The sequence below is a fragment of the Pseudomonas baltica genome, assembly GCF_031880315.1.
Taxonomy (GTDB): domain Bacteria; phylum Pseudomonadota; class Gammaproteobacteria; order Pseudomonadales; family Pseudomonadaceae; genus Aquipseudomonas.
The window spans coordinates 1,668,924-1,681,646 of sequence record NZ_CP134771.1; the positions used below are offsets into that span (position 1 = coordinate 1,668,924).

Annotated in this window: 11 protein-coding genes; 8 read left to right on the top strand and 3 right to left on the bottom strand. The window is 62.5% G+C overall.

Features of this window, described 5'->3' with window-relative positions; translation table 11 throughout:
• Window positions 1–4 precede the first annotated feature (4 nt).
• From REH34_RS07305 to REH34_RS07315, 3 genes are read left to right on the top strand one after another with little or no spacing between them, the layout of a single operon-like run.
• A complete protein-coding gene (locus tag REH34_RS07305) occupies window positions 5–670 on the top strand; it encodes an ABC transporter ATP-binding protein (RefSeq protein ID WP_311971243.1) in 666 nt (221 codons plus the stop codon).
• Window positions 664–3,144, top strand: coding sequence for an FtsX-like permease family protein (locus REH34_RS07310; protein ID WP_311971244.1), 2,481 nt, complete (start codon window positions 664–666; stop codon window positions 3,142–3,144). Before REH34_RS07305 ends, REH34_RS07310 begins: the two co-directional genes overlap by 7 nt.
• Window positions 3,134–4,240, top strand: a complete 1,107-nt coding sequence (locus tag REH34_RS07315; protein ID WP_311971245.1) for a lipocalin-like domain-containing protein — start codon at window positions 3,134–3,136, stop codon at window positions 4,238–4,240. The genes REH34_RS07310 and REH34_RS07315 overlap by 11 nt, the downstream gene beginning before the upstream one ends.
• A 15-nt stretch (window positions 4,241–4,255) precedes the next feature.
• On the opposite strand, the gene REH34_RS07320 is transcribed toward REH34_RS07315, so the two are convergent.
• The gene (locus REH34_RS07320; RefSeq protein WP_311971246.1) at window positions 4,256–5,038 is read right to left on the bottom strand and encodes an autoinducer binding domain-containing protein; all 783 of its coding nucleotides are present in this window, start codon (window positions 5,036–5,038) and stop codon (window positions 4,256–4,258) included.
• Window positions 5,039–5,632: 594 nt separating this feature from the next.
• Here REH34_RS07320 and REH34_RS07325 point away from each other — a divergent pair.
• The 4 genes from REH34_RS07325 (at window position 5,633) to REH34_RS07340 (ending at window position 10,849) form a co-directional block, all read left to right on the top strand.
• The gene (locus REH34_RS07325) at window positions 5,633–7,405 is read left to right on the top strand and encodes an N-acetylglutaminylglutamine amidotransferase (protein ID WP_311971247.1); all 1,773 of its coding nucleotides are present in this window, start codon (window positions 5,633–5,635) and stop codon (window positions 7,403–7,405) included.
• Between the two features lie 3 nt (window positions 7,406–7,408).
• Window positions 7,409–9,148, top strand: a complete 1,740-nt coding sequence (ngg, locus tag REH34_RS07330; protein ID WP_226505213.1) for an N-acetylglutaminylglutamine synthetase — start codon at window positions 7,409–7,411, stop codon at window positions 9,146–9,148.
• A 150-nt stretch (window positions 9,149–9,298) separates the two neighbouring features.
• Window positions 9,299–10,477, top strand: a complete 1,179-nt coding sequence (locus REH34_RS07335) for an osmoprotectant NAGGN system M42 family peptidase (protein ID WP_226505212.1) — start codon at window positions 9,299–9,301, stop codon at window positions 10,475–10,477.
• A 144-nt stretch (window positions 10,478–10,621) separates the two neighbouring features.
• Complete coding sequence (locus REH34_RS07340) at window positions 10,622–10,849, top strand: YheU family protein (protein WP_226505211.1); 228 nt, start codon at window positions 10,622–10,624, stop codon at window positions 10,847–10,849.
• On the opposite strand, the gene csrA is transcribed toward REH34_RS07340, so the two are convergent.
• Both csrA and REH34_RS07350 read right to left on the bottom strand, forming a co-directional pair.
• Window positions 10,815–11,030, bottom strand: coding sequence for a carbon storage regulator CsrA (gene csrA, locus REH34_RS07345; protein WP_311971248.1), 216 nt, complete (start codon window positions 11,028–11,030; stop codon window positions 10,815–10,817). The two genes, REH34_RS07340 and csrA, sit on opposite strands and share 35 nt — an antisense overlap.
• 152 nt (window positions 11,031–11,182) lie before the next feature.
• Window positions 11,183–11,515: a YnfA family protein gene (locus REH34_RS07350; protein ID WP_226505209.1), complete on the bottom strand. Its 333-nt coding sequence runs from the start codon at window positions 11,513–11,515 to the stop codon at window positions 11,183–11,185.
• Between the two features lie 202 nt (window positions 11,516–11,717).
• On the opposite strand from REH34_RS07350, the gene REH34_RS07355 reads away from it, so the two are divergent.
• Window positions 11,718–12,689, top strand: coding sequence for a magnesium and cobalt transport protein CorA (locus REH34_RS07355; protein ID WP_226505208.1), 972 nt, complete (start codon window positions 11,718–11,720; stop codon window positions 12,687–12,689).
• Window positions 12,690–12,723: the final 34 nt, after the last annotated feature.

Consider the following 12,723-nt stretch of genomic DNA (forward strand, 5'->3'; position numbering starts at 1 on the left):
GCAGATGCTGAACGTCCACGACCTGCACAAAAGCTATCCCACCCCACAAGGTCCTCTACCGGTGCTGCAAGGCGTGGAACTGCAGGTCGAGCGCGGCGCCAGCCTGGCCTTGATGGGTGAATCGGGCAGTGGCAAAAGCACCCTGTTGCACCTTTTGGCCGGGCTTGATCGGGTTGATCGGGGCAGCCTGGACATCGACGGCCACGCCCTGCATCGCCTCAGCGAAGCACAACTGGCCGACTGGCGACGTACCCACATCGGTCTGATCTTCCAGCAGTTCAACCTGATCGGCAGCCTGTCGGTGGCCGATAATCTGGCGTTCCAGGCGCGCCTGGCCGGGCGCCACGACACCCAGTGGCAGGCCGAACTGGTCCGGCGCCTGGGCCTGAGCGATTTGCTCCAGCGTTATCCCGAGCAACTCTCCGGTGGCCAGCAACAACGGGTAGCGCTGGGCCGAGCGCTGGCATCGCGCCCGGCCTTGCTGCTGGCGGACGAACCCACCGGTAACCTTGACGAAGCGACCGCTGCCGAAGTCCTCGACCTGCTGCTCGAACTGCAACGCAGCACCGGCTGCACGCTGCTGATGGTCACTCACAGCCCGCTGATCGCTGCCCGCTTGCAGCGCCGCGTGGTGTTGCGCGCCGGGCGTGTGGCAGATCCGACATGGTAATGCGCTGGGCCCTGGTCGCCCTGCTCAGCCACTGGCGCAAGCATCCGGTTCAGCTGCTCAGCGTACTCACCGGGCTGTGGCTGGCCACCGCCTTGCTCACCGGCGTGCAGGCGCTCAACAGTCAGGCCCGCGAAAGCTATGCGCTGGCCAGTCAAACGCTGGGCAGCCAGGCCGCCACGCGCATCGAAGCGCGCAACGGCGGGCGCTTCGAGCAGCAAGCGTTCGTCGACCTGCGCCGCCAGGGCTGGCCCGTGTCGCCATTGCTCGAAGGCCGCGTGCAACTGCGCGACGCCGGCACCAGCAGCAATGAACCGCGGCGCCTGCAGGTCCTGGGTCTGGAACCGATCACCCTGCCCCAGGACACCGCCGTGGCCGGGCAAGCCCTGCAAGCCGCCGACATCGGCGACTTCATCGCCAGCCCAGGGCGCACCTGGATTGCCCTCAGCACCCTGCGCGAGCAGCACTGGCACGAGGGCGAGCGACCGCAACTGAGCAATGGCGAGCCCTTGCCACCCCTGCAGATCCAGCCGCGCATGGCCCCCGGCCTGCTGATTCTGGACATCGGCGCGGCGCAACGCGTGCTGCAAGCCGATCAACAGATCAGCGCGCTGGTGTTGCCCGGCGGCTTCGATCAAGCCCTGCCTGGGCCCTGGACCGAACGCCTGCACATCGTGCAACACACGGCAGACAGTGATCTGCAGCGCTTGACCGCCAGCTTCCACCTCAACCTCGATGCCCTCGGGCTGCTGGCCTTTGCCGTCGGCCTGTTTATCGTCCACGCCGCCATCGGCCTGGCCCTGGAGCAGCGCCGCAGCCTGCTGCGCACTCTGCGCGCCTGCGGTGTCGGTGCCCGTACGCTAATCCTCACCCTGACCCTGGAACTGCTGGCCATGGCCTTGCTCGGCGGCCTCGCCGGCGTCGTCAGTGGTTACGGGCTGGCAAGCCTGCTGTTGCCCGATGTGGCCGCCAGCCTGCGCGGCCTTTATGGCGCCGAAGTCGCCGGGCAATTGAGCCTGAGCCCAAGTTGGTGGCTGGCCGGGCTGGGCCTGAGCCTGGGCGGCGCCTTGCTGGCCGGTGCCAGCAGCCTTTGGCGGGCCGCGCGCCTGCCGTTGTTGGCCCTGGCAGGCAACGACAGCTGGTACCGCGCCCACCGCAACTGGCTGCGGCATCAGGCCTGGGTGGCGGGCGCAGCGGCGTTGATCGCGAGCGCCGCTGCGCTGTGGGGCAACAGCCTGGCAATCGGTTTCATCTTGATGGGCGCGCTGTTGCTGGCCGCTGCATTGGGCCTACCATTGCTGCTCAGTGGCTTGTTGACACTCGCTGCGAGAGGCGTGCGCTCGGCCCTGGGCCAGTGGTTTCTGGCGGACTGTCGGCAGCAATTGCCGGTCCTGAGCCTGGCGCTGATGGCCCTGTTGCTGGCGGTCGCCGCCAATATCGGCGCGGCGAGCATGACCGAGGGCTTTCGCCAGACCTTCCTGCAATGGCTCGACCAGCGCCTGTCTGCCGAGTTGTATGTACGGCCCAATTCGGCCAGCCAGGCAGACGCCATCGCCCAGTGGCTGAACACCCAGCCACAGGTTCGCGCTACCCTGCCGGTACGCGATGTCGAGCTGCGCCTGCAAGGCTGGCCGGCCAGCATCAGCGGTGTAGTCGACGATCCCCTGTACCGTCAGCACTGGCCTTTGCTGGAGCAAACCCAAGGTGCCTGGGACAGCCTGTTCACGAGCGACAGCCTGATGCTCAGCGAGCAACTGGCGCGACACCTGCAGGTCAAGCTCGGCGACCGCCTGACGCTGCCCGCCGACCAAGGGCCCTGGGCGCTGACCATCGTTGGCATCTACGCCGACTACGGCAATCCCAAGGGCCATCTGCTGGTGGCGGGCGATCGCCTGCATCGCCATTGGCCGAGTGCACCGATCGCGCGCCTCAATGTGCGCAGCGATCCCGCCCAGGTGTCGGCCCTCAAGACACGCTTGCAGCAATCATTCACGCTGGATGACGGGCGGCTGGTCGATCAGGCCCAGCTCAAGCAATGGGCCACTCAGGTGTTCGAACGCACCTTCACCGCCACGGCGGCCCTCAACAGTTTGACCCTCGGGGTGGCGGGCGTAGCGCTGTTCATCGCCCTGTTGACGCAAAGCCAGAGCCGCCTCGGACAACTGGCGCCGCTGTGGGCCCTGGGCGTCGGCCGCCGCCAACTGATGCTGCTCAACCTGGGGCAGACCTGGCTGTTGGCGGCCCTCACCCTGGTGTGCGCCGTGCCGCTGGGTTTGCTGCTGGCCTGGTGTCTGGTGGCGGTGATCAACGTCCAGGCTTTTGGCTGGCGCCTGCCGCTGCAGGTATTCCCGCTGCAGATACTGCGCTTGCTGGGGCTGGCGGCGCTGGCCACAGCCCTGGCGTCGGCCTGGCCGCTGTGGCGACTGCGCCAGAGCCAGCCTACGGATTTGCTGCGAGTATTTGCCGATGAGCGATAGATTTGTGCAAGCCAAGCTGACCCTGATCGGCCTCGTTTTATGCGCATTCAGCCTGCTGAGCGCCTGCGACAACAGCACACCACCGAACAGCGGCTTCGCCGGCCTGGCCAAGCCCAGCCAGGACTACGCCCAGGTCAGCCGCGGGCGGCCGTTCGTGTTCCCGCGCGATCACGCCGCGCACCCGGACTTTCGCATCGAATGGTGGTACGTGACCGCCAATCTCAAGGACGCCCAGGGCCAGTCGTTCGGCATCCAGTGGACGCTGTTTCGCAACGCTCTGCGTGCCCACAGCAGCGGCACCGGCTGGGCCGACAGCAATCTGTGGCTGGGTCACATCGGCCTCACCAGCGCCAATCAACAACGCTCGGTGCAGTACGTCGGCCGCGGTGGCGTCGGCCAGGCGGGTGTCAGCCTGCAGCCTTTCGCGGCCTGGATCGACAACAACTCGCTGCGCAGCCTGACGGCCCCGGACAGCCCCGACCCGCTGGCGCACATGGCCTTGGACGGCACCGGCAAGGACTTCAGCTACCACCTGCAATTGCGCACCAAACATGCACCTGTGCTGCAAGGCGACGCGGGTTACAGCCAGAAATCCACCCAAGGCCAAGCCTCGTATTACTACAGTCAGCCGTTCTTTCAAGCCAGTGGCGACATCGAGCTGGACGGCAAGCGCTATCAGGTTACCGGCACTGCCTGGCTGGACCGCGAATGGAGCAGCCAGCCCCTTGCTGACGATCAGCCCGGCTGGGACTGGCTGGCGCTGCATCTGCAGGACGGCAGCCAATTGATGCTTTATCGCCTACGGCAAAACGACGGCAAACACTACCTGACGGCCAACTGGATCGACCCCGATGGCCACAACCAGTTGCTCGGTGCCGATGCCTTGCAACTGACGCCGCAGACCCACACTCAGGTGCAAGGCCACAGCGTGCCGACCCGCTGGACGTTGAGCATCCCGAGCAAGCAGTTGCAGATCGATATCGAAGCCCTCAACCCGAACGCCTGGATGGCACTCAGTACCGGTTACTGGGAAGGCCCCGTGCATTTCAGCGGCAGCCAGCAGGGCGTTGGCTATCTGGAAATGACCGGCTATTGATCGAGTCAGGCCCGACTATCGATCCAGGTCTGGCAAAGGCCAATCGATATACCCCCGCAAGATCGCTTGGGCGACCAACGCTGTCTTGTTAGGCACCTGTAGCTTGGTGATCGCACTGGAAATATGAAACTGCACGGTGCGCTCGGCCAGCGACATGTCCGCCGCAATCTGCGCTGCGGTATGCCCTGTGGCGGTCTGTTCCAGTACGGTGATTTCGCGCTTGGTCAGCAACTTGTCCGTATAGCGAATGGGCAAGCCAATCGTCCCATCGTTGGCCACCGGCTCGACAGTGGCGACTGCCAGATGGCTGGTCAACGACAGCAGGGTGCTCGCTTTATCCTGAAACTCATCGACCCCGAGCTCAGGGCGCGAGCGTCCAACGCACAACACGGCCGCCCATCCATTGGTGTGATGGCAGGCCTGACTCATCCCATGGTTCACACCGACATCGCGCATCATTTGCCACAACACAGGTGTTTGGTTGAACAAAGCGGGTTGCCAGTGCAAGGGTTGCAGCGATACCCGCCCGTGTTGATAGCAAGGATCCTCAACATAGAGCCGCTGCTCGACGTATCGATCACCGAATGAATCATCCAGCGTCGTCTTCATCAACAACGGCGGTCTCAAAGGATTGGGATCAAGGACCGTGAATCGCCAAGAATCAAAGCCCAGATCACGTACAGTGGTAGACAGATTCTCGAACATCGGCTCGAGACGCTGCGCCTGGTCTACCAACGCCTTGCGTCTTGCTTCACTCCAGTGCGGCATTAAATCAGCTCCTTTGAATAAAATGGCCATGCCAAGCAAATTACCCGATCCGCGTCTACTGCAAAGCGTGAGTAATTATAAGCATCCAAAATCGCTCAAGACATAAATAAAAAACATGAGCCTTCACGCATAGATAGAAAATAAAACCGAATCAATACAAAATGTTACGATCGCCAAAGCGCCAGAAAATCACAGCCTATAGATTTTAAATCCTTATTTTTCAGTTGGTTATAGCGCACAGATAATATGCTTACCCATTTATGATACGCAGAGAGGTCAGCGGACAACAACATCACCAACATGAACTGCATTCAGGATAAAAATTCCGCTATCCCCCAACATACTTTCCTTAGTTACGTAATGTAAATCGGATTACAGTCTAAAATGTAAGAATTCATTAATTTCATACTGGCCAACCCAAACAGTATATAACTGGATGTCTACCGGCTATTGACTTCCTGCGCAGCGCTCATCCCGCAGCAAAGCACGCCGCCCGTCCTTATAACTTAATGATCTAAAACTCAGCCATCCTGCACCGGTCATCTCATAGGGTGCACAACGCACCTGATGCCGCCTCAACCACGAGCGCAGGCCTCTCCCCAACGGAACAACCGGTAAGGACTTATGTGCGGATTAGCTGGAGAGTTACGCTTTGATCAACAACCCCCGGACCTCGCGGCGGTTGAACGAATCACCCATCATCTGGCCCCGCGCGGCCCGGATGCATGGGGGTTCCACAGCCAAGGGCCGATTGCCCTGGGTCATCGTCGACTGAAAATCATGGACCTGTCCGATGGCTCCGCGCAGCCGATGGTCGACAACCATCTAGGCCTGTCGCTGGCTTTCAATGGCGCCATCTACAACTTCCCGGAACTGCGCAGCGAGCTCGAAGCGCTGGGCTACAGCTTCTTTTCCGGCGGCGATACCGAGGTGTTGCTCAAGGGCTATCACGCCTGGGGCGCCGACCTTTTGCCCAAGCTCAACGGCATGTTCGCTTTTGCCATCTGGGAGCGCGACAGCCGCCGGCTGTTTCTGGCCCGCGACCGCCTCGGCGTCAAGCCGCTGTACCTGTCGCGCACCGGCAGCCGCCTGCGTTTCGCCTCGGCGTTGCCAGCGCTGCTCAAAGGCGGCGACATCAACCCGGTGCTCGACCCCGTCGCCCTCAATCACTACCTCAATTTTCACGCGGTAGTGCCGGCTCCGCGCACCCTGCTGGCCAACATCGAAAAACTGCCGCCCGCGACCTGGATGCGCATCGACGCCGATGGCCGCACCGAGCAACAGACCTGGTGGACCCTGCCCTACGGTCCCAACCCGGATGAGCAGAACCTGGGCTTGGAAGACTGGGTCGACCGCGTCCTCGACAGCACCCGCGAGGCGGTCGCCATTCGCCAGCGTGCCGCGGTGGATGTCGGCGTGCTGCTGTCCGGGGGCGTCGACTCGAGCATGCTCGTGGGCCTGCTGCGCGAAGTCGGGGTCGAGAACCTGTCGACGTTTTCCATCGGCTTTCAGGATGCCGGTGGCGAGCGTGGCGACGAGTTTCAGTACTCGGACCTGATCGCCAAACACTACAACACGCAGCACCACCAACTGCGCATCGACGAACGCGAGATCATCGAGCAACTGCCCGCGGCGTTTCGCGCCATGAGCGAGCCGATGGTCAGCCACGACTGTATCGCCTTCTACCTGCTGTCGCGGGAAGTGGCCAAGCACTGCAAGGTGGTGCAGAGCGGCCAAGGTGCCGACGAGCTGTTCGCTGGCTATCACTGGTATCCGCAAGTGGACGGTGCGGCCGATCCCTACGGCGCCTATCGCGATGCGTTTTTCGATCGCAGTTATGCCGATTACGCGGACACGGTCATGCCCAAGTGGATGACCGCCAATGACGCGGCGGGCGACTTTGTTCGCGAGCATTTCGCCCAACCTGGCGCCGACGCAGCAGTCGACAAGGCCCTGCGCCTGGACAGCACCATCATGCTGGTCGACGACCCGGTCAAGCGCGTCGACAACATGACCATGGCCTGGGGCCTGGAAGCGCGCACGCCATTCCTTGATTACCGCCTGGTAGAGCTCTCGGCGCGCGTGCCGGGGCGGTTCAAGCTGCCTGATGGCGGCAAGCAAGTGCTCAAGGAAGCCGCGCGCCGGGTCATCCCCAGCGAGGTCATCGACCGCAAAAAAGGTTACTTCCCCGTCCCTGGCCTCAAGCACCTGCAAGGCGACACCCTGAACTGGGTGCGCGAGCTGCTGCTGGACCCGAGCCAGGACCGCGGCCTGTTCAACCCGTCCATGCTCGATCGCCTGCTCACTGACCCCCAAGGCCAGCTGACGCCGCTGCGCGGCTCGAAACTGTGGCAACTGGCGGCCCTCAATCTGTGGCTCAGCGAACAAGGAATCTGATCGATGAAAGCTTCAGCGACCGCTTACAGCCAGCGCTGGCTGCGCGGCCAATCACCGTCCTACGAGCGCCTCCAGGCACGCTTGGCCGAGGACGGCAGCGAGCAGGCACAACCGCGGCAATTGCACTGCGGGTGGGGCCGGCTGCTGATCGGTCATACCTACCCGACCCCGGACGCGTTGGCGCAAGAGCTGCTCAACGAGCAACCGGGCGAGCGCGACATTGCCCTTTATGTGGCGGCGCCGCAGAACGTGCTGGCCCATTCACCACAACAGTTGTTTCTCGATCCCTCGGACACCCTGCGCCTGTGGTTCAGCGATTATCGTCCTGCCCAGCGGGTGTTTCGTGGCTTTCGGATTCGCCGCGCCCACACCGAGGGCGACTGGCAGGCGATCAATGCGCTGTACCTCAAGCGCCGCATGCTGCCGATCGACCCGACGCTGCTGACCCCGCGCCACCAAGGCGGGCCGGTGTACTGGTTGGCCGAGGACGAGGACAGTGGCCAGGTGATCGGCAGCGTCATGGGCCTCAACCATCGCACGGCCTTCGACGATCCCGAGCACGGCAGCAGCCTCTGGTGCCTGGCGGTCGATCCGCGTTGCACTCGCCCCGGTGTAGGCGAAGTGCTGGTGCGCCACCTGGTGGAGCACTTCATGAGCCGCGGCCTTGCGTACCTTGACCTGTCGGTGCTGCACGATAACCGCTTGGCCAAGAATCTCTACGACAAGCTGGGTTTTCGCAACCTGCCGACCTTCGCCATCAAACGCAAGAACGGCATCAACCAGAAACTCTTCCTTGGCCCGGGACCGCAAGGCGAGTTCAACCCTTATGCACGCATCATCATCGACGAAGCGTTTCGCCGCGGCATCGATGTGCAGGTCGACGACGCCGAAGCCGGTATGTTCACCCTCAGCCATGGCGGTCGCCGGGTGCGCTGCCGCGAGTCGTTGAGCGACCTGACCAGCTCCATCAGCGTGGTCCTGTGTCAGGACAAAAGCCTGACCCACAAGACGCTCAAGGCGGCCGGCCTGAAACTGCCCGCGCAGCAACTGGCGGGTAGCGCGGACGACAACCAGGACTTCCTCGACGAGCACGGGCGCATCGTCGTCAAACCGCTGGACGGTGAGCAGGGCTTGGGTGTGGCTGTGGATTTGTCGAACCTGGAAGAAGTCCAGGAGGCGGTCGAGGCCGCGCGGCAGTACGACAGCCGGGTGCTCCTCGAAAGCTTCCACGAAGGCCTGGACCTGCGCATCGTGGTGATCGGCTTCGAAATGGTGGCGGCGGCCATACGCCGCCCGGCTCAGGTGGTGGGCGATGGCCAGAACACCGTGGGCTTCCTGATCGAGGCCCAGAGCCGGCGCCGCCAGGCAGCCACCGGAGGCGAGAGCCGGATTCCGGTGGATCACGAGACACTGCGCACGGTGCAGGCTGCGGGTTACGACTACGAGTCGGTGCTGCCGAGCGGTGAGGTGCTGCCGGTGCGGCGAGCCGCCAATCTGCACACCGGCGGCCATCTGGAAGATGTCACTGACATCTTGCATCCGACGCTGGTAGACGCCGCTGTGCGCGCTGCCCGGGCGCTGGACATTCCGGTGGTGGGCCTGGACCTGCTGGTGCCGGCCGCCGATCAACCCGAGTATGTGTTCATCGAGGCCAACGAACGCGTGGGCCTGGCCAACCACGAACCACAGCCGACCGCCGAGCGTTTCGTCGATCTGCTGTTTCCTCACAGTGGGCCGCGTTGAGCTTCACCCTGCGCGCCCTCTGTGCACACATTTCCTGTGGAAGCGGGCGCTGCCCGCGAAGCTTTTGACTGGGTCAGGCCTGAAAGCCTCCGCGGGCAGAGCTCGTTCCCACAAAAGCTATCCACCTCTCTATCCAAATCAGGAGTTTCCATGACTGACAAAATTCCCGAACCGGATATTCATTATCTGCAGAAAGTCCTGCTGGAAATGCTCGCCATTCCCAGCCCCACTGGCTTTACCGACACCATTGTGCGCTACGTGGCCGAGCGCCTCGAGGAGCTTGGCATTCCGTACGAGCTGACTCGCCGAGGCACCATTCGCGCCACGATCAAGGGCCGCAAGGACTCCCCCGACCGCGCCGTATCGGCGCATCTGGACACCATCGGCGCTAGCGTGCGGGCGTTCCAGGACAACGGTCGGCTGTCGCTGGCGCCGGTCGGCTGCTGGTCCAGTCGCTTTGCCGAAGGCAGCCGCGTGAGTGTGTTTACCGACACCGGCGTGATCCGCGGCAGCGTGTTGCCGCTAATGGCATCGGGGCACGCGTTCAACACCGCCGTGGATCAGATGCCGATTAGCTGGGACCATGTCGAGCTGCGCCTCGACGCCTATTGCGCGACCAAGGCGGATTGCGAATCGCTGGGCGTCAACATCGGCGACTTCGTGGCCTTCGATCCCCTGCCCGAGTTCACCGAGAGCGGCCATATCAGCGCCCGCCATCTGGATGACAAGGCCGGCGTAGCTGCCCTGCTGGCGTCGCTCAAGGCCATCGTGGAAAGTGGTGTGCAACCGCCCATCGACTGCCATCCACTGTTCACCATCACCGAAGAGATCGGCTCCGGCGCGGCGGCTGCATTGCCGTGGGATGTCAGCGAATTCGTCGGTATCGATATCGCACCAGTAGCCCCCGGACAGCAGTCCAGCGAGCATGCGGTGAGTGTGGCCATGCAGGACTCGGGCGGACCGTACGACTATCACCTGTCCCGGCACTTGCTCAAACTGGCGAGCGAGCACGAACTGCCAGTGCGCCGCGACCTGTTTCGCTACTACTTCAGCGATGCCCATTCGGCGATCACCGCCGGACATGACAGCCGCACGGCGCTGCTGGCCTTCGGTTGCGACGCCACCCATGGCTACGAACGTACCCACATCGACAGCCTCAACGCCCTGAGCCGGCTGCTGGTGGCCTATGTGTTGAGCCCGCCGGTGTTCGCCAGCGATGCCAAACCGGGCAATGCTTCACTGGAGAAATTCAGCCACCAGATCGAGCACGATGCACAGATGGAGAGTGATACCCGGGTGCCGACGGTCGAGTCGTTGGTGGGCAAATAACGGGGCACAGTGGAATCGTGTGGGAGCGAGCTCTGCTCGCGAAGAGGCCATCAGTCACACCGTATGCACTTCTTCGCGGGCTGAGCCCGCTCCCACGGTGGTTCTGCGGTAGCATGCACCCTTTACCCTGCGAGACCGTCCACCATGCTTATCCCCTACGATCAACTGGCGCCCGATACCCTCACCGGTCTGATCGAAGATTTCGTCACACGTGACGGCACCGACAACGGCGACGATACGCCGCTGCAGACCCGTGTCCTACGAGTGCGTCAGGCGCTGACCAAGGCCCAGGCCTTTATCGTCTTCGACCTTGACAGTCAGCAATGCCAACTGATGCTCAAACACGACATTCCGAAGGAGTTGTTTGATTGAGCCCCTCTCTGATCGCCCTGCCCTTGCGGATCCGCTGATAGATCTCGTCGCGATAGACCTCGACGTCCTTGGGTGCCATGACGCCCAGGCGCACGGTGCCGCCGCGAATTTCCAACACCTCGATCCAGATGTCATCACCCAAGTGAATGCGTTCGCTTGTTTTTCGTGTCAGTACCAGCATGTCCCTGCCCACCGTCGAAACCAATAAGAGCCCCAGATTGCAGGGGCTCAGGGTGGTTTTCAACCGGGTACAAGCGAATCAGGCGACTCCTACAAGGACGACGGAAACGCCCGTCAGAAGGGTCCTACAGCCTGTAGTGTCACTCGCTAAATTCAGCCTTGGCTCAAGCGTGGGCCCAGCAAAATCACTGTGGCGCCGATCACGCACAATAACGCCCCCCAGCCGTCGCTGGCCGTCGGCCGTACGCCCTCGACCAACGCCAGCCAGGCCAGCGAAGTGACGATGTAGATCCCGCCATAGGCCGCATAGGCGCGCCCGGCGTAGCCGGCCTCGACGCGGGTCAGCAACAGCGCGAAACATGTCAGGCTGAGCAACGCCGGGAGTACCCAGAGGGCGCTCTTGCCGAGGCGCAACCACATGTAAAACGCATAGCAACCGGCGATCTCGAACACGGCGGCCAGAAAAAACCATAGATAATTCAGCACAAGCGTTGTCTCATGACGATAAACCCAGGCGCAGCATACTGGGTCGCACGGTCGCTGTGACACCAATGTAGACAGGGCGCTGGCCCCGAAAAAGAGTACAGCCGAGCCATCCACTCGAACTGACACGTCTTTCGGGGGGCAAGGCCCCTGGGGACAGGGGAGGCGCAGCGGTTGTCTTTTTTACTGCCAAAGAGCCAAACACATGGGTCGAGTCGTTGCAGCTGCGGTGTACACCGCCGGCAAGAAAGTCGCGGATATCAGCCTCGAAGAAGGCAGCCAATGGGCCAGCAAGCCCAAGCATTTCGTCTGGATCGGCCTTGAACAGCCCGATGCACAGGAACTGGCCAACCTGCAATGCCAGTTTCACCTGCATGAACTGGCCATCGAAGACGCCTCAGAAAAACACAGCCGGCCCAAGCTCGAAACCTTCGGCGACGCCTTGTTCATCGTCACCTACTCGCCCGTGCGCCAGGACGGCAAGCTGGAGTTCATCGAGACCCATATCTTTGCCGGCCGCGGCTATGTGATTACCGCGCGCAACGGCCATTCGCGTTCCTATGCGCAGGTGCGCCAGCGCTGCGAGGCGCGGCCGCTGTTGCTCGAACACGGTGAGGATTTTGTGCTCTACGCCTTGCTCGACTTCGTCACCGAGAGCTACCAGCCGGTGACCGAATCCATCCATGCCGATATCGAACGCCTGGAGGCCAATGTGCTCGGCGGCGCGCTGCACGAGTCCGACATCCAGCATATTCACAGCCTGCGCGGCGACCTGTTACGACTGCGCCGCTATCTGGCGCCGATGGTGGAAATCAGCGAAGAGCTGCAGCGCCTGGATTTTCCGTTCATCGACAAGAACATGCGGCCGTACTTTCGTGACGTGCAGATTCATGTCAATCGGCAGATGGAAGACCTGACCACCATGCGCGAGATCGCCAGCCAGACCATCGAGATCGGTTTGCTGCTGGAGTCGTCGCGCCAGAGCATCACCCAGCGCAAGTTCGCCGCCTGGGCCGCAATCCTGGCGTTCCCGACAGCCGTGGCGGGGATCTACGGTATGAACTTCCATAACATGCCGGAGCTGGAATGGCGCTATGGATATTTTGTCGTGTTGGGGACGATCGCTACGGTGTGTACCACGCTGTATGTCAGCTTCCGCCGCTCGGGCTGGCTTTGAAGCGTCACTGACTCTTCACCAAGACCGCATGAGC

What these genes read in the sequence shown, in the direction of transcription:
- csrA (WP_311971248.1), bottom strand. Translation starts at nt 11,030, where the DNA reads ATGCTGGTACTGACACGAAAAACAAGCGAACGCATTCACTTGGGTGAT.
- REH34_RS07335 (WP_226505212.1), top strand. Translation starts at nt 9,299, where the DNA reads ATGACTGACAAAATTCCCGAACCGGATATTCATTATCTGCAGAAAGTC.
- REH34_RS07305 (WP_311971243.1), top strand. Translation starts at nt 5, where the DNA reads ATGCTGAACGTCCACGACCTGCACAAAAGCTATCCCACCCCACAAGGT.
- REH34_RS07310 (WP_311971244.1), top strand. Translation starts at nt 664, where the DNA reads ATGGTAATGCGCTGGGCCCTGGTCGCCCTGCTCAGCCACTGGCGCAAG.
- REH34_RS07325 (WP_311971247.1), top strand. Translation starts at nt 5,633, where the DNA reads ATGTGCGGATTAGCTGGAGAGTTACGCTTTGATCAACAACCCCCGGAC.
- REH34_RS07315 (WP_311971245.1), top strand. Translation starts at nt 3,134, where the DNA reads ATGAGCGATAGATTTGTGCAAGCCAAGCTGACCCTGATCGGCCTCGTT.
- REH34_RS07355 (WP_226505208.1), top strand. Translation starts at nt 11,718, where the DNA reads ATGGGTCGAGTCGTTGCAGCTGCGGTGTACACCGCCGGCAAGAAAGTC.
- ngg (WP_226505213.1), top strand. Translation starts at nt 7,409, where the DNA reads ATGAAAGCTTCAGCGACCGCTTACAGCCAGCGCTGGCTGCGCGGCCAA.
- REH34_RS07340 (WP_226505211.1), top strand. Translation starts at nt 10,622, where the DNA reads ATGCTTATCCCCTACGATCAACTGGCGCCCGATACCCTCACCGGTCTG.
- REH34_RS07320 (WP_311971246.1), bottom strand. Translation starts at nt 5,038, where the DNA reads ATGGCCATTTTATTCAAAGGAGCTGATTTAATGCCGCACTGGAGTGAA.